Below are 15460 nucleotides of genomic sequence, written 5' to 3' on the forward strand. Positions count from 1 at the left end.
GCGCCTCGCGCGCGGCCGTCGACGCGGGCTTCGTGCCGAACGACTATCAGGTCGGCCAGACGGGCAAGATCGTCGCGCCGCAACTGTACGTCGCGGTCGGCATCTCGGGTGCGATCCAGCACCTCGCAGGCATGAAGGATTCGAAGGTCATCGTCGCGATCAACAAGGACGAAGAAGCGCCGATTTTCAGCGTCGCCGATTACGGTCTCGTTGGCGATCTGTTCGCCGTCGTGCCGGAACTCGTGAGCGAACTCGGCTAAGCGCCGCGGCGACTGTCACAAGTCGCCGACAGCAAGCGAAGGGCGCAGGACCGACCGAGTCCCGCGCCCTTTTTTCATATCAAGGGAGGAGAACCGAAATGAGCTATACGGCGCCCATCAAGGACATGCTGTTCGTGATGAAAGAACTGGCCGGACTCGAAGACATCGCGAAGCTGCCCGGCTTCGAAGACGCGAGCATCGACACGGCGCGGGCCGTGCTCGACGAATCCGCGAAACTGTGCGGCGAAGTGCTCGCGCCGCTGAACGTCGACGGCGATCGCAATCCGAGCAGCTGGAAGGATGGCGTCGTCACCGTGACACCCGGTTTCAGGGACGCGTTCCGCCAGTTCGCCGAGGGCGGCTGGCAGGGCGTGCAGCATCCGCTCGACTATGAAGGGCAGGGACTGCCGAAGCTGATCGGGACGCCGTGCGTCGAAATGCTCAACGCGTCGAATCTGTCGTTCGCGTTGTGTCCATTACTGACCGACGGCGCGATCGAAGCGCTATTGACCGCCGGCAGCGAAACGCAGAAACAGACCTTCGTGCCGAAGCTGATCTCAGGCGTTTGGACCGGCACGATGAACCTGACCGAGCCGCAGGCCGGCTCCGATCTCGCGATGGTGCGCACGCGCGCCGAGCCGCAGGGCGACGGTTCGTTCAAGCTGTTCGGCACGAAGATATTCATTACGTGGGGCGAGCACGACATGGCGAAGAACATCGTCCATCTGGTACTCGCGCGTACGCCGAACGCGCCCGAAGGCGTGAAGGGCATCTCGCTGTTTCTGGTGCCGAAGTTTCTCGTCAACGAGAACGGCTCGCTAGGTGAGCGCAACGACGTGCATTGCGTGTCGATCGAACACAAGCTCGGCATCAAGGCTAGCCCGACCGCCGTGCTGCAGTTCGGCGATCACGGCGGCGCGCTCGGTCAGCTGATCGGCGAAGAAAATCGCGGCCTCGAATACATGTTCATCATGATGAACGCGGCGCGTTTCGCGGTGGGGATGCAGGGCGTCGGCATATCGGATCGCGCTTACCAGAAGGCGGTTGCCTACGCGAAAGATCGCGTGCAGAGCCGTCCGGTGGATGGCTCCGCGAAGCAGTCTGTGGCGATCATCCAGCACCCGGACGTGCGCCGCATGCTCGCGACGATGCGCAGCCTCACCGAGGCGTCGCGCGCGCTCGCGTACGTCGCGGCCTCGCATTGCGACGTCGCGCATCGGCATCCGGACGAGGCGACGCGTGCGAAGCATCAGTCGATCTACGAATACCTGGTGCCGATCGTCAAGGGCTGGAGCACGGAACTGTCGGTCGATGTCGCGAGCCTCGGCGTGCAGGTGCATGGCGGCATGGGCTTCATCGAGGAAACCGGCGCCGCGCAGTACTACCGCGACGCGCGCATTCTGCCGATCTACGAAGGCACGACCGCGATTCAGGCCAACGACTTGATCGGTCGCAAGACGCTGCGCGACGGCGGCAAGGTCGCGAGGGAGCTGCTTGCTGGCATCGCCGAAACGGTGGAAGCGCTTGGCGCGCAGCAGGGCGCGGCATTCGCGTCGATGCAGATGCAACTCGCGCAGGGCCAGCGCGCGCTCGGCGCGGTCGTCGATTTCGTCGTCGCGAATGCGAAGGGCGATCCCAATGCGGTGTTCGCGGGCAGCGTGCCCTATCTGAAGCTCGCGGGCATCGTGTTAGGCGGCTGGCAGATGGCGCGTGCGCAGCTTGCCGCGGCGACCAGGCGCGACGAGGATCCCGCGTTTCACGATGCCAAGATCGCGACCGCGCGGTTTTACGCCGAACATGTGCTGCCGCAGGCGGCGGCGCTCGAAGTGGCGATCGTCAGCGCGAGGGGAGGCGAGGGCGTGCTGGCATTGTCGGAAGATCAGTTCTGAGCATGCGTCGATGCCGGCCGCGATCGCGGTAGCACGTTGAAAAGCCAACGGCGCCTCGCGAGGCGCCGTTGGCTTTTTGCTGCTGCAGTTTGTTGCGGGCTGCGCTGTGGCTGAGGCCGCGTCAGCGTACGTACACGAACTCACGCATAGGCCGGCCGATGCTCGCCCACGGTTTCGCCAAGATAGCGATGCACCGACAGGTCGTCCGCGCGAATCGCCGGCTGCTTGCCCGACATCAGGTCGGCGAGCAGTTGACCCGAGCCGCACGACATCGTCCAGCCGAGCGTGCCGTGGCCGGTGTTCAGGAACAGGTTCGGCACCGGCGTGCGGCCGACGATCGGCGTGCCGTCCGGCGTCATCGGTCGCAGACCGGTCCAGAACGTCGCGTTGGCCGTGTCGCCGCCGCCCGGGAAAAGGTCGTTCACAGAAAGCTCAAGCGTCTCGCGGCGCGCCTGGCGCAGCGACTTGTCGACGCCGACGATTTCAGCCATGCCGCCGACGCGAATCCGGTCGTCGAAGCGCGTAATTGCAATCTTGTACGTCTCGTCGAGCACGGTGGACACCGGCGCGGCAGCCGCGTTGACGATCGGTGCGGTAATCGAATAGCCCTTCAGCGGATAGACCGGGATCTTCACGATGCCATCGAGGAAGCGCGTCGAATACGAACCGAGCGCGACCACGAACGAATCCGCGCGCACCAGCTCGCCGCCGCACTGCACGCCGGCGATGCGGCCGCCCGCCATCGCGAGCGCGTCGATCGACGTGTTGTAGCGGAACTTGACGCCCAGCTCCTCGGCGAGCGAGGCGAGGCGCGTCGTGAACATCTGGCAGTCGCCGGTTTCGTCGCCCGGCAGGCGCAGGCCACCGGTCAGCTTGTGCGACACCGCGCCGAGCGCCGGCTCGGCCCTCGCGAGTTCATCGGCCGTCAGCAGCTCGTATCGCACGTTGGCTTCCTGAAGCACGGCGATGTCTTTCGCGGCGCCGTCGAACTGCTGCTGCGTGCGGAACACCTGCAACGTGCCGCCGGTGCGGCCTTCGTACTGGATGCCGGTGTCGGCGCGCAGCGCCTGCAGGCAGTCGCGGCTGTATTCGGCGAGCCGCACCATGCGGCCCTTGTTCACCGCATAGCGCGATGCCGTGCAGTTCTGCAGCATCTGCCACATCCATTGCAACTGGAACGCGGTGCCGTCAAGGCGGATTGCGAGCGGCGCGTGCTTCTGGAACATCCACTTGAGCGCCTTCAGCGGCACGCCGGGCGCGGCCCACGGCGACGCATAGCCGGGCGAGATCTGGCCCGCGTTGGCGAAGCTGGTTTCCAGCGCTGGACCAGCCTCGCGATCGATGACGGTCACTTCGTGACCGGCGCGCGCGAGGTAATACGCACTCGTCACGCCGACGACGCCACTGCCCAAAACGACGACTCGCATAGCTGCTCCAGGTATTCCAGAATTGAGTGAGGGCAAGGAATTCGTCGCAGGCTTCGATCTGATTCGATTCAACGAGCTGCAACCGAAGGTGAAATGCTGTTTGCCCAGTGATAACCGCTATACTATTAACAGTCAGGCAGTTTTTGTTATCGTATTTTCATCGCTTTTGGAAAAAACACCATGCGTATCCAGCGCCAGCCCGTGCGGGCTCTCGACAAGCTAGATCACAAGATCCTGCGGCTGCTGCAGCAGGACGGCCGTATGGCGATGAAGGACCTGGCGGAGCGGGTCGGACTGTCGGTGACGCCGTGCATCGAACGCGTCAAGCGGATGGAGCGCGACGGCGTGATCATCGGCTACTACGCGCGCGTGAACCCGGCGGAGTTGGGCGCGGCGTTGCTCGTGTTCGTCGAGATCACGCTCGATCACAAGAGCGGCAACATGTTCGACCAGTTCCGGCGCGAGGTGCAGAAGATCCCCGAGGTGCTCGAGTGCCACCTCGTGTCGGGCGATTTCGACTATCTGATCAAGGCGCGCATCGGCGAAATGGCCGACTACCGCAAATTGCTCGGCGACATCCTGCTACAGCTGCCCGGCGCGGTGCAGTCGAAGAGCTATGTGGTGATGGAGGAAGTCAAGGAGACGCTGATGATCCCGGTGGCCGAGTAAGCGCCTATTCACTGGCAGGGCTGATCCGCGCATCCCGCGAGCAAACAGGTGCTCGACAAACCGCGTAAATACTGTATATTTATACAGGTATTTCGCGCCGTTTCTCGCCGCTTCTTTTGGCGCTTCCTGTTTGCGTTTGCTTGCGTGGCCCGCCGTGAATGACCCCGACACCTCTGACATTCCCGAATTTCCGATCGCGCCACCAGCGCCTCGCAAGGGGCGCGGAGCGGTCACGAACCTGCAAGGCCGCTACGAAGTCGACCAGCGCGAGGCCGTCGACGACGGCTGGCAGACGGCCGACGAAGACGGCGAGCTGAAGGTCCTGCGCACACAGGTGTTCGAGGAACGGGCGAAAACGATCCTCACGCGCAACGCGTCGCCGGACATTCCGTTTAATGTTTCGCTGAATCCGTATCGCGGCTGCGAGCACGGCTGCATCTATTGCTTCGCGCGGCCCACGCACAGCTATCTGGGCTTGTCACCGGGGCTCGATTTCGAGAGCCGTATCTACGCGAAGATCAACGCGCCGGAACTGCTCATGCGGGAGCTGTCGAAGAAATCCTATGTGCCGGAGCCGATCGCACTCGGCGTCGCGACCGACGCGTGGCAACCGGCCGAACGTGACCTCCGTCTTACGCGTCGCGTGATCGAGGTGCTCAGCGAGCGAAACCACCCGTTCGCGGCGATCACCAAATCGTCGCTGATCGAGCGCGACATCGACCTGCTCGCGCCGATGGCGGAGCGCGGGCAATTCATGGCGGCGATCACCATTACCACGCTGGACGCCGACATCGCGCGCACGCTCGAACCGCGCGCGGCCACGCCGTCGCGCCGGCTGCGAACGATCCGTACGCTGAGCGAGGCGGGCATTCCGGTCGGCGTCAGCATCGCGCCGGTGATCCCGTTCGTCACCGAGCCGGACATGGAACGCGTGCTCGAAACGTGCGCGGAAGCGGGCGCCACCAGCGCGAGCTATATCGTGCTGCGGCTGCCATGGGAGGTCGCGCCGCTGTTCAAGGATTGGCTGAGCGCACATTTCCCGGATCGGGCCGAGCGCGTGATGAGCCGCGTGCGCGACATGCGGGGCGGCAAGGATTACGACTCGTCGTTCTCGACCCGCATGAAGGGAGAGGGCATATGGGCGGATCTGCTCCGGCAGCGCTTTCACAAGGCGGTGCGCCGTTTGGGGCTGAATGGACGCGAGCGCGGCATTCTCGACATGTCGCAGTTCCGCCGGATCGAGCCGCCGCACCCGGAGCAGGTGAGCGCACAGGCGCGCGGCAATTCACAACTGAGGCTTTTCTAGTGCGCGGGAACGCCTGCTGGTCCCGTGACGGGGGTTTACTGCGAAATCGCCTTGGCAGCTTCGATCTGGCTTTCGAAGTAGGTCTGGAACGCGAGCGCGAGACCGGTCATCAGCAGAAACGCACCGATCAGCAGCGAAAAGATCACGACGAAAATCACCGCCCAGCCGGAGCGGCTTTTGCGTTGCGTGTAGGCGTTGAATTGCGCATCCCATTTCTGATCCGGACGCAGGCCGTAGACGAGCGCCGCCAGAAAAGCGGCAAACAGGGAGACCGCGCCAATCGACGCGAGCACCCAGCCGAGGATCGACGCGCGCTCGGTCGCGATCAGCAGCATCACGCCAGGAACGCCGATCAGCGTGCCGACCAGATGCGCCCAGCCGTAGATGTCCCGCGTGCCGTACAGATAGAAGCGGTGCGCGCCGAGGCTGCCGAACAGGAGCGCCAGCGCGGCGGTGAGCGTCTTCGATCTGAAGCGCGGGGAAGTCGAGGCAATGGTGGACATGAGCGCGTGGGCAGTGTGGCAGGCGGTCGAAAGGCGCGCCGTGGGGCGCGGACCGACGCGCATTCTACGCCTGTGGCGGGCGCGCGGTCACATGGAGGGCGGACGCCCGAGCTGAAAACGGCGCGGCGGGACGCGTCAGACTCGATTCGCAGCGAATCCAGAGATTCAGCCGGATATGCATGCATCCGCACGCTACGGCGCCGAGTACGTGACGCGATAGATCGCGCCGCCAGTATCGTCGCTGATCAGTAGTGAACCGTCTGGCAGCGGCAGCACGTCGGCGGGGCGCCCCCAGACTGATTCGCCGGGTTGTAGCCAGCCTTCGGCAAAGACTTGCTGGCGCGCGTGGTTGCCGTCCGGGTCGGTGATCACGCGCACGACCCGGTAGCCGACTTTCTTGCTGCGGTTCCACGAGCCGTGCTCGGCGATGAAGATGTTGTTGCGGTAGTCGGCCGGAAACATCGGGCCGTCGTAGAAGCGCATGCCAAGCGCCGCCACGTGTGCGCCAAGCTTGGCCACCGGCGGTGTGAATTCGCTGCACGAATGATCCTTGCCGAATTCGGGATCGAGCGTGTCGCCGCCGTGACAGTACGGAAAGCCGAAATTCATGCCGACCCGCGGCGCGCGGTCGAGCTTGTCGCTCGGAATATCGTCGCCGAGCAGATCGCGACCGTTGTCGGTGAACCACAGTTCGTGCGTGACTGGATGCCACGCGAAGCCGACCGAATTGCGGATGCCGCGCGCGACGACCTCGTAGTGACTACCGTCCGGGTCCATGCGGCCAATCAGCGCAAAGCGGTCCGGATCTTTCTGGCAAATGTTGCATGGCGCGCCTTGCGGCACATACAGCTTGCCATCCGGGCCGAATGCGATGAATTTCAAGCCGTGATGCGTCTGCGTCGGCAGCTTGTCGGTGACGATGATGGGTTTGGGCGGATCGTTCAGGTGCGCGTCGATCGCATCGAAGCGCACGATTTTCGACACGGCCGACACATACAGTGCGCCGTCGCGCCACGCGACACCGGCTGGCGTCTCCAGCCCGGACCCGATCACGTGGCGGCCCGTCGCGCGGCCGCTGTGCAGCTCGAGCGCATAGACGTGCCCATCCAGGCTGCCGACATAAAGAATGCCTTTGGGCGACAGCGTCATCGCACGCGCGCCCGGCACGTCATCCGACAGCACCTCGATGTGAAAGCTCGGCGGCAGCCTGATTTTCTCGGTGGGTAGCGCAGCGTTTGCCGTCAACGCCGGTGCAGCGAGCAACGCGGCCGCTGCCACGCGTAGAATCCGGCTCTGCGCCGGGCGGCCAAGTCCGGCAAAGCGCCGGAAAAACACATAAAGAACGGACAGAAATGGGAGGTTCGGCTGGCGTTGCACACGCGCTCCTTCAGGTAATGCGGGCGTTTGGGCGGGTTCGTGCACCTCTCGTGGAAGGTCGGCGTAGCCCCGTTCCGCAGTTTATCCCGGTAAGTGTTTGTTATGGCGTCAGTTTCCCGCTATAATCGCGTGTTTCAGTCGTTCCGAACCCCGGTTTTCAAGGATTCTAGTATGGTCATCATCCGCTTGGCTCGTGGCGGCTCCAAGAAGCGCCCGTTCTACAACATCGTCGCCACCGACTCGCGCAGCCGTCGTGACGGCCGCTTCATCGAGCGCGTCGGTTTCTACAACCCGGTCGCTACGAAGGGCGAGTCCCTGCGTATTGCTCAGGATCGCCTGACGTACTGGCAAGGCGTTGGCGCGCAACTGTCGCCGACCGTCGCACGTCTCGTGAAGGAAGCGCAAGCGGCGCAGCCGGCTGCTTGATATGGCGGCCCGCATGTGTATCGTCGTCGGTTCGGCCGGCGGCTCACGCAACTCGTGTGAGCAGTCCGATGCGCAAGTTGTTTTACTGAAGCAGACGCCAAGGCAGGCTGCGAAGTTGTTGTCGAGGTTATTCGATGTCTGAGCGTGATTCCGACGGTTCTGGTCGCGCCAAGGCAGCTTCCCGCGCAAAGGCGTCTGGTCAGGCGTCGTTCGGCGCCTTCGTCCGCAAGTCGGCCGAACGTACCGACGGCGAGGCGAAAGAGGCGGAAGTCAATGCCGCGAACGCCGGGTCCGAAGCTGCAGAAATGCGCATCGAAACGGCGGCAAGCTGGCCGGCCGATGCGGTCGAGGTCGGCGCAATCGTCGACGCTTATGGTCTCAAAGGCTGGGTCAAGGTAGCCGCGCACGCGGATGCCGGGCAGGGCGGCGACGCCTTGCTGAGCGCGAAGCGCTGGTGGCTGCTGAAAGGCCAGGAGCGCAAATCGGCGCCGTCCTTGCAGGCCAAAACGCACACCGACAGCGTGGTCGCCCGTTTGGGTGGCATCGCTGACCGCGATGTTGCGCTGGCTTTGCGAGGCTCTCGCGTGTACGTAAGCCGTAGTGAATTTCCGGCGCTAGAAGCCGACGAATTCTACTGGGTCGATCTGATCGGCCTGGAAGTGGTGACTGTCGCCGGGCTCAACCTTGGCAAGGTCGCCAGCATGATCGACAACGGCGCGCAATCGGTGCTGCGCGTCGAGTATCCGGCTACCGATAAAAACGGCAAACCGGTCGCAGGCGAGCGCTTGATCCCGTTCGTCGGCGTCTTTGTCAAAACGGTGGACCAGGCGGCAAAGCAGATCGTCGTCGACTGGGAAGCTGACTATTGAAATCTTTCGTTGAATGGGGAGAGCGATGCAGTTCGATGTCGTGACGCTCTTTCCAGAAATGTTCCGCGCGCTGACTGACTGGGGCATCACCAGTCGGGCCGCGAAGCAGCAGCGCTATGAGTTGCGTACATGGAATCCGCGCGATTTCACGACCGACAACTACCGCACAATCGACGATCGCCCGTACGGCGGCGGCCCCGGCATGGTCATGTTGGCCCGGCCGTTGGAAGACGCGATCAGTGCAGCGAAAGCGGCGCAGTTGGAGCAGGGCATCGGCGCGTCGCGGGTCGTGATGATGTCACCGCAAGGCGCCACGCTGAATCACGAGCGCGTGATGAAATTCGCGGCCGAACCCGGTCTGATCCTGTTGTGCGGGCGTTACGAAGCGATTGACCAGCGTTTGCTCGACCGTGTCGTCGACGACGAAGTCAGCCTCGGCGACTTCGTGCTGTCGGGCGGCGAGTTGCCCGCGATGGCATTGATGGATGCGGTCGTGCGTCAGTTGCCCGGCGTGCTGAACGACTCGCAGTCGGCAGTGCAGGATAGTTTCGCCGACGTGGTGCTCGATTGTCCGCACTACACGCGTCCCGAGGAATACGAGGGCGTACGGGTGCCTGATGTGCTGCTCGGCGGCCATCACGCGGAAATCGAAGCGTGGCGGCGGCGCGAAGCATTGCGCAACACGTTGAACAAACGGCCGGATCTGATCGTGAAGGCCAGAAAGAACAGAATGCTGAGCCGTGCCGACGAGGCGTGGCTCGCAAGTCTCGCGAAGGAAGAGCCAGAGGCCTGAGGCCTTGGTCTTTCGAGCGGACACAAGGCGGTGCCGTCCATGCGTGTGCGGTGCCAGATGTGAACCCATCCTCTATCGGGGCCGTAGCCGAACGCAGTAGTCGCGTAAAGCAGGTACGAACGCCGACAAGATGGATCCAGGAGTCAGTGATGAATCTGATTGCAAAACTCGAGCAGGAAGAAATCGCGCGCGTTCTCGGCGAAAAGACCATTCCGGATTTTGGTCCGGGCGATACGGTCATCGTCAGCGTGAACGTGGTTGAAGGCACGCGTAAGCGTGTGCAGGCTTACGAAGGCGTCGTGATCGCCAAGCGTAACCGTGGTCTGAATTCGTCGTTCATCGTCCGCAAGATTTCGTCGGGCGAAGGCGTCGAGCGTACGTTCCAGACGTATTCGCCGCTGCTGGCAAGCATCGTCGTCAAGCGTCGTGGCGATGTGCGTCGTGCGAAGCTGTACTATCTGCGCGAGCGTTCGGGCAAGTCGGCTCGAATCAAGGAAAAGCTGGTCTCCAAAGGCCGCGCTTCTTCCGAAGCGTAAATGCTGTAAGAAAAAGCACCCCTCGCGGGTGCTTTTTTGTTGGCCAGGTCAAAATAGCGGCATGTCCCCGCTCATCAGAGAGACCCGTTGATCCGCCCCGTCTTTGAGCCCGAAAGCCTGCCTGTCATCGCGACGGGCGCCGATCTGCCACCGGTCGCGGGCGAGTGTCTGACGCCCGATGCACTGCGAGCGCGTTTCGAACGGCAGCTTGCCTGGACGCCAGAGAAAATCGCCGATGCGCCGTGGCGCAATACCGACCTCGATCCGCGCGTGGCCGCGGTGCTGGTGCCGCTTGTCGTACGCGCGCGGGGCCTTACCGTGTTGCTCACGCAGCGCGCGGACCATCTGAACGATCACGCGGGTCAGGTGAGTTTCCCCGGCGGCCGCCAGGAACCGTTCGACGCCGATGCGACTGCGACGGCGCTGCGCGAAGCGCGCGAAGAGGTTGGCCTCGACGCGTCGCGCGTCGAGGTTCTCGGCGCATTGCCCGACTATCTGACTGGCACCGGCTTTCGCGTATCAGCCATCATCGCTCTCGTGCATCCCCCATTCTCGCTGGAGATCGACACGCTCGAAGTGGCCGAGGTCTTCGAAGTGCCGCTCGCGTTTCTAATGGACCCGGCCAACCATGAAGAGCGCCTGTTGCGCTACGAGGGCGGAGAGCGCCGCTTCTTTGCGATGCCGTATCCGCGCGGCGAATTGACGGTGGCTCCGGAAGCCGTCGAGCAGCGCGGCGCGCAACGCACGCAAACAGCCACGCCGGCAGCCGGGCAAGGCGGCCATCATTTCATCTGGGGCGCAACCGCCGCCATGCTGCGCAACCTGTACCGATTTCTTGCCGCATGAGTAACACGACTCGCATCGACGCGTCGACGATGCGTAGTTGCGCGAACGACGCACTCGTCGGCGCTTTGTCAGCTTCCCCGCTCAGACTCATCCGACCCTGTGCTATCGTTATAAAACAATCGTAAAAACTTAAAAAGCACGGCGCATCGCATGACTTTTTTCTCCGTATTGCTGGCTCTGATCATTGAACAGGTACGCGCGCTATCGCCGAACAATCCGGTGTCCGCGTTGCTTCAATACCATGCGGAGTCGGCGGCGCACGGATTCGATGCCGGCAAGCAACGCCACGGTCTGCTCGCGTGGCTCGTCGTGGTGGTGCCCTGGACGCTCGCCGTCGCGCTCGTCTACTACGTGCTGTATCAGATTCATTTCATGCTCGCGTTCCTGTGGAACGTCGTGGTGCTGTACTTCACGCTCGGCTTCCGTCAGTTCAGCCATTACTTCACCGACATCCATCTCGCGTTGAACAACGACGACGTGCCGCGCGCGCGCGAAATCCTGAACGAATGGACCGGGCTCGAGACCGTCGACATGCCGGTCAGCGAGATCGCGCGTCACACGCTGATCCATGCCGTGGTCGCGTCGCATCGTCATGTGTTCGGCGTGTTCTTCTGGTTCCTGATTCCGGTCGGTCCCGCCGGCGCGGTGTTGTACCGTTGCGCGGAATACCTCGCGCGCGCATGGGCGCGGCCGGCCGACGACCGCACCATTGCGTTTTCGAGCTTCGCGCAGCGCGCGTTCTTCGTGATCGACTGGGTACCGGCGCGGCTGACGTCGCTCGGCTTTGCGATCGTCGGCAATTTCGAGGATGCGATTTACGCGTGGCGCAACCATGCGCGGCAGTGGCCCGATACGAACGACGGGGTGTTGCTCGCCGCGGGCAGCGGGGCGCTCGGCGCGCGCCTGGCCGGGCCGCTCGCGGAGCCGTCGAGCCTCGACGCGCTCGCCACTGGCGACGGCGGTCCGATGCAGGTCGGCGACGACTGCACGCCGCGCACGCTGCAGTCGGCGGTGGGGCTCGTGTGGCGCGCGGTCGTGCTGTGGATGATCCTGCTGTTGATGCTGACTATCGCAGTTTGGCTCGCGTGACGCGGCCACGCGGTCAGAGCAACAGCGGACAAGAGCCGGTCATTGCCCGGCTTTTTCAATTCCCGACTGCGCTTCATCCCTTCAACGGATCGCGCACGGTCCCGCATTGCCAGCACACGGTGAACTGCGCCTCCAGCATCTCGCCGCACTGCTGACATTGCCATGGCGGCGCACCCGGCGCCGGTCCTCGCGACGCCGCTTCGATCAGCCGCCGCGCGACCGCCTCATCGCGTTCATCGACTAGCCATAGCTCAGGCGCGCACTGATCGGCCGGAATCTCGCCGAGCGCGCCGTTCAGATAGCGGTTATGCAACTCGCACGCGATGCCCGCGGTCTCCAGCACGTTGACCCAATGTTGCCCGATGATCAGGTTCGGCGCGCGCATCAGTTTCATGTCAGCGGACGATCTGGCTCGCCTCGTGCACGAGCTGCGCATAAAGCGCATGCCGTTCGCGGCGGATGCGGCCGTCGGCGACCGCTTCGAGGATCGCGCAACCGGGCTCGTGCAGATGATGGCAGTTGTAGAAGCGGCAATTCGGCAGCAGCGGCCGGAACTCGGGGAACGCGCGTTCGAGCCGGCCCTCGGTCAGGTGGTGCAGGCCGAATTCCTGGAAGCCCGGCGAGTCGATCAGCGCGCCGGCCGCGCCGTTGACGTCAGTCACGCCGGCCGTACCTTGCGACTGCGCCAGCGGATACAGACGCGTGAACGTCGTAGTATGGCGTCCGCTGTTCAATGCGGTCGAGATTTCGCGCGTCGCGACTTCGGCATCGGGAATCAGCAGGTTCACGAGCGTCGATTTGCCCATGCCGGACTGGCCGAGCAGCAGCGTCGCGTGAGCGTGCAGATGTTCGGTCAACGTCGCGCGTGCCGCGTCGGGCTGCATGCGGATCGATACTTCGAGCACCGGATAGCCGAGCGCGCGATACGGTTCGAGCCGCTTGCGCGCGCTGTCCAGAGCATCGGTGACGTCGATCTTGTTCAGCACGATCAGCGGCTTCAACTCGTTCTCCTCGGCGGCCACGAGCGCGCGGCCGAGCAGGTCTTCGCTGAAATGCGGCTCGGTCGCGAGCACGATCAGCAACTGGTCGAGGTTCGCGGCGAACAGCTTCGACTTGTACTGATCCGAGCGATACAGCAGATTGCGCCGCTCGCCGATTTCGACGATCACGCCTTGATCCGCCGAGGTCGGCTCGTAGATCACGCGATCGCCGACCGCGACCTCGCTGCGCTTGCCGCGCGGAAAGCATTGCAGCAGCGCGCCGCCGTCTTCGGGAGCGACCAGATAGTGGCGGCCGTGCGCGGCGACGACGAGGCCACCCATGCGCGCGCCGTGCCTGCCGGACCCGGCGGCGTGTGCGCCGCGCGACGCCTTCTTCGGAGTGCGGCCGCTCATGCGTGCCGCAGCAGTCGGTCGATCCGCTGCGAGGCCGGCGGATGCGAGTAGTAGAACGCGGTGTAGAGCGGATCGGGCGTCAGCGTCGATGCGTTGTCCTCGTACAGCTTGACGAGCGCATTGACGAGATCGTGCGCGTCGGTTTGCGTCGCCGCGAACGCGTCGGCTTCGAACTCGTGCTTGCGCGAGCTGAGACTGCCAAGCGGCGTGACGAAGAACATGAACACCGGCAGCGCGAGGAAGAACAGCACGAGCGCGAGTCCGCTATTGCCGCCGACGAGCGACGGCCGCACGCCGAGCCCTTCGTAGAACCACACGCATTGCGTCAGCCAGCCGAGCAGCGCGAGCATCGCGAGGCTGATCGCGAACGTGACCAGCATGCGCTTCATAACGTGACGACGCTTGAAATGCCCGAGCTCGTGCGCGAGCACCGCTTCGATCTCGCGGCCCGACAGGCGCGCGAGCAGCGTGTCGAAAAACACGATGCGCTTGGTTGCCCCGAAGCCGGTGAAATACGCGTTGCCGTGCGCCGAACGGCGGCTGCCGTCCATCACGAACAGGCCCTTCGCGGCGAAGCCGCAGCGTCGCATCAGCGCCTCGATGCGGGCCACGAGCGCTTCATCCTTCAGCGGTTCGAACTTGTTGAAGAGCGGCGCGATGAAGGTTGGGAAAATCAGCAGGCCGAACATCTGGAACGCGACCCACACGATCCACGCCCACAGCCACCACAGGTTGCCGGCACGGTTCATCAGCCACAGCACGACGAACAGCAGTGGCAGACCGAACGCAATGCCGAGCAGCGCGCCCTTCAAGCGGTCGAAGAAGAACAGGCTTTTGCTCATGCGATTGAAGCCGAAGCGCTGCTCGACGACGAACTGCCGGTAGTAATCGAACGGCAGGTCGATCGCGCTGGTGATCGCGATCACTGCGGCAACCAGCGCGATCTGCCCGACATAGCCGCGGCCGAGCCAGTCGGAGATCGCGAGATCGAGCGTCTGCACGCCGCCGAGCAGCGTGAGCCAGATCAGCACGGCCGCGCCGACAACGATCTCGACCATCGCGAGCCGCGTGCGCTCGACCGTGTAGTCGGCCGCGCGCTGATGCGCGGTGAGCGCGATCGTGTTCGCGAACTGGCTCGGAACCTGTTCGCGATGCGCGACGACGAAGCGGATCTGCCGCGACGCGAGCCAGAGTTTGGTGCCGACCATCGCAATGACGGCGATGACGAACAGGGTGGTGAAGTACAGGGTTGGCATCCGGGGATTCCGTGGTATCTATGCGAGAATTATATGTTTCTTCCCGCCTCTCGGCGGAGATACGGTTCAACGCAGTGGTTCCAGGCGGCGCTTCAGCGCGGCCGGCCCGGCTCGAACCGCGCGAACTGATTTCAAACGAACACAGCCGCGCCGCGCGGGTTTCGAGCGAAGCCCGCCGCGCGGCCCTCAGGGCTGCCTTCATGACTGACATCCTCGCATCCACCGAACAGCCGCCGCTCGTGCGCAGCGACATGAATCTCGTCTGGCTGGACATGGAAATGACCGGGCTCGAGCCCGACACCGACCGCATCATCGAGATCGCGGTGGTGGTGACGAATTCGACGCTCGACAGGATGGTCGAAGGTCCGGTGCTCGCGATTCATCAGAGCGATGAAACGCTCGCGAAGATGGACGAGTGGAACCAGAACACGCATGGCCGCTCGGGGCTGATCGATCGCGTGAAGGCGTCGACGGTCAGCGAGGCCGACGCGACCGCGCAGATCCGCGAGTTCCTCGGCCAGTACGTGCCGCCGGGCAAGTCGCCGATGTGCGGCAACTCGATCTGTCAGGACCGCCGCTTCATGGCGCGCTGGATGCCGGAACTGGAGAGCTTCTTCCACTACCGCAACCTCGACGTGAGTACACTGAAGGAGCTGTGCCGGCGCTGGCAGCCGGTCATCTACAAGGGTTTCCAGAAGCGCGCGATGCACACGGCGCTGGCCGACATCCACGAGTCGATCGACGAACTGAAGTACTACCGCCAGCATTTCCTCGTGCCGTCGGCGCCGGATGCCGCCGCGAGCGCTCAATAAACGCGCAG

At 63.9% G+C, this 15460-nt stretch carries 17 protein-coding genes; 11 read left to right on the top strand and 6 right to left on the bottom strand.

Annotated elements, in window-relative coordinates:
- The coding region (locus F6X42_RS13680; RefSeq protein ID WP_222945598.1) for an electron transfer flavoprotein subunit alpha/FixB family protein at window positions 1–260 on the top strand (260 nt) is incomplete at its 5' end.
- 98 nt (window positions 261–358) lie between these two features.
- Window positions 359–2149, top strand: coding sequence for an acyl-CoA dehydrogenase (locus F6X42_RS13685; protein WP_187634740.1), 1791 nt, complete (start codon window positions 359–361; stop codon window positions 2147–2149).
- A gap of 140 nt (window positions 2150–2289) precedes the next feature.
- On the opposite strand, the gene F6X42_RS13690 is transcribed toward F6X42_RS13685, so the two are convergent.
- Window positions 2290–3576 carry a D-amino acid dehydrogenase gene (locus F6X42_RS13690; protein WP_187634741.1) on the bottom strand — a complete coding sequence of 429 codons (1287 nt, stop codon included), beginning with the start codon at window positions 3574–3576 and terminating at the stop codon, window positions 2290–2292.
- Between the two features lie 180 nt (window positions 3577–3756).
- Between F6X42_RS13690 and F6X42_RS13695 the strand changes: the two genes are divergently transcribed.
- Window positions 3757–4245, top strand: coding sequence for an Lrp/AsnC ligand binding domain-containing protein (locus F6X42_RS13695; RefSeq protein ID WP_187634742.1), 489 nt, complete (start codon window positions 3757–3759; stop codon window positions 4243–4245).
- 154 nt (window positions 4246–4399) lie between these two features.
- Window positions 4400–5551, top strand: coding sequence for a PA0069 family radical SAM protein (locus F6X42_RS13700; RefSeq protein WP_187634743.1), 1152 nt, complete (start codon window positions 4400–4402; stop codon window positions 5549–5551).
- A 35-nt stretch (window positions 5552–5586) separates the two neighbouring features.
- On the opposite strand, the gene F6X42_RS13705 is transcribed toward F6X42_RS13700, so the two are convergent.
- Both F6X42_RS13705 and F6X42_RS13710 read right to left on the bottom strand, forming a co-directional pair.
- A complete protein-coding gene (locus F6X42_RS13705; protein WP_187634744.1) occupies window positions 5587–6054 on the bottom strand; it encodes an NINE protein in 468 nt (155 codons plus the stop codon).
- Window positions 6055–6246: 192 nt separating this feature from the next.
- Window positions 6247–7431 (bottom strand): PQQ-dependent sugar dehydrogenase, encoded by a 1185-nt coding sequence (locus tag F6X42_RS13710; protein WP_187634745.1) that lies wholly within the window; start codon window positions 7429–7431, stop codon window positions 6247–6249.
- A 171-nt stretch (window positions 7432–7602) separates the two neighbouring features.
- Between F6X42_RS13710 and rpsP the strand changes: the two genes are divergently transcribed.
- The 6 genes from rpsP to F6X42_RS13740 all read left to right on the top strand — a co-directional run bounded on the left by rpsP (window position 7603) and on the right by F6X42_RS13740 (window position 11990).
- The gene (gene rpsP, locus F6X42_RS13715; RefSeq protein ID WP_187634746.1) at window positions 7603–7857 is read left to right on the top strand and encodes a 30S ribosomal protein S16; all 255 of its coding nucleotides are present in this window, start codon (window positions 7603–7605) and stop codon (window positions 7855–7857) included.
- 134 nt (window positions 7858–7991) lie between these two features.
- Window positions 7992–8726, top strand: coding sequence for a ribosome maturation factor RimM (rimM, locus tag F6X42_RS13720; protein WP_187634747.1), 735 nt, complete (start codon window positions 7992–7994; stop codon window positions 8724–8726).
- 25 nt (window positions 8727–8751) lie between these two features.
- Window positions 8752–9519, top strand: coding sequence for a tRNA (guanosine(37)-N1)-methyltransferase TrmD (trmD, locus tag F6X42_RS13725; RefSeq protein WP_187634748.1), 768 nt, complete (start codon window positions 8752–8754; stop codon window positions 9517–9519).
- 149 nt (window positions 9520–9668) lie between these two features.
- Window positions 9669–10055: a 50S ribosomal protein L19 gene (rplS, locus tag F6X42_RS13730; RefSeq protein WP_187634749.1), complete on the top strand. Its 387-nt coding sequence runs from the start codon at window positions 9669–9671 to the stop codon at window positions 10053–10055.
- Between the two features lie 87 nt (window positions 10056–10142).
- Complete coding sequence (locus F6X42_RS13735) at window positions 10143–10901, top strand: NUDIX hydrolase (RefSeq protein WP_187634750.1); 759 nt, start codon at window positions 10143–10145, stop codon at window positions 10899–10901.
- Between the two features lie 150 nt (window positions 10902–11051).
- Entirely contained in the window at window positions 11052–11990 is a 939-nt protein-coding gene (locus F6X42_RS13740; RefSeq protein ID WP_187634751.1) for a CobD/CbiB family protein, read from the top strand.
- Window positions 11991–12063: 73 nt separating this feature from the next.
- Here the strand turns inward: F6X42_RS13740 and F6X42_RS13745 are convergent, their stop codons facing one another.
- The 3 genes from F6X42_RS13745 to F6X42_RS13755 are packed head-to-tail and all read right to left on the bottom strand — an operon-like array spanning window position 12064 to window position 14640.
- Window positions 12064–12384, bottom strand: coding sequence for a putative signal transducing protein (locus F6X42_RS13745; protein WP_187634752.1), 321 nt, complete (start codon window positions 12382–12384; stop codon window positions 12064–12066).
- Between the two features lies 1 nt (window position 12385).
- The gene (gene rsgA, locus F6X42_RS13750; protein ID WP_187634753.1) at window positions 12386–13384 is read right to left on the bottom strand and encodes a ribosome small subunit-dependent GTPase A; all 999 of its coding nucleotides are present in this window, start codon (window positions 13382–13384) and stop codon (window positions 12386–12388) included.
- Entirely contained in the window at window positions 13381–14640 is a 1260-nt protein-coding gene (locus tag F6X42_RS13755; RefSeq protein WP_187634754.1) for a M48 family metallopeptidase, read from the bottom strand. Before F6X42_RS13755 ends, rsgA begins: the two co-directional genes overlap by 4 nt.
- Window positions 14641–14840: 200 nt before the next feature.
- On the opposite strand from F6X42_RS13755, the gene orn reads away from it, so the two are divergent.
- Window positions 14841–15452: an oligoribonuclease gene (orn, locus tag F6X42_RS13760; RefSeq protein WP_187634755.1), complete on the top strand. Its 612-nt coding sequence runs from the start codon at window positions 14841–14843 to the stop codon at window positions 15450–15452.
- The last annotated feature ends 8 nt before the right edge of the window (window positions 15453–15460 follow it).

This window comes from Paraburkholderia podalyriae, assembly GCF_014397785.1.
Taxonomy (GTDB): Bacteria; Pseudomonadota; Gammaproteobacteria; order Burkholderiales; family Burkholderiaceae; genus Paraburkholderia; species Paraburkholderia podalyriae.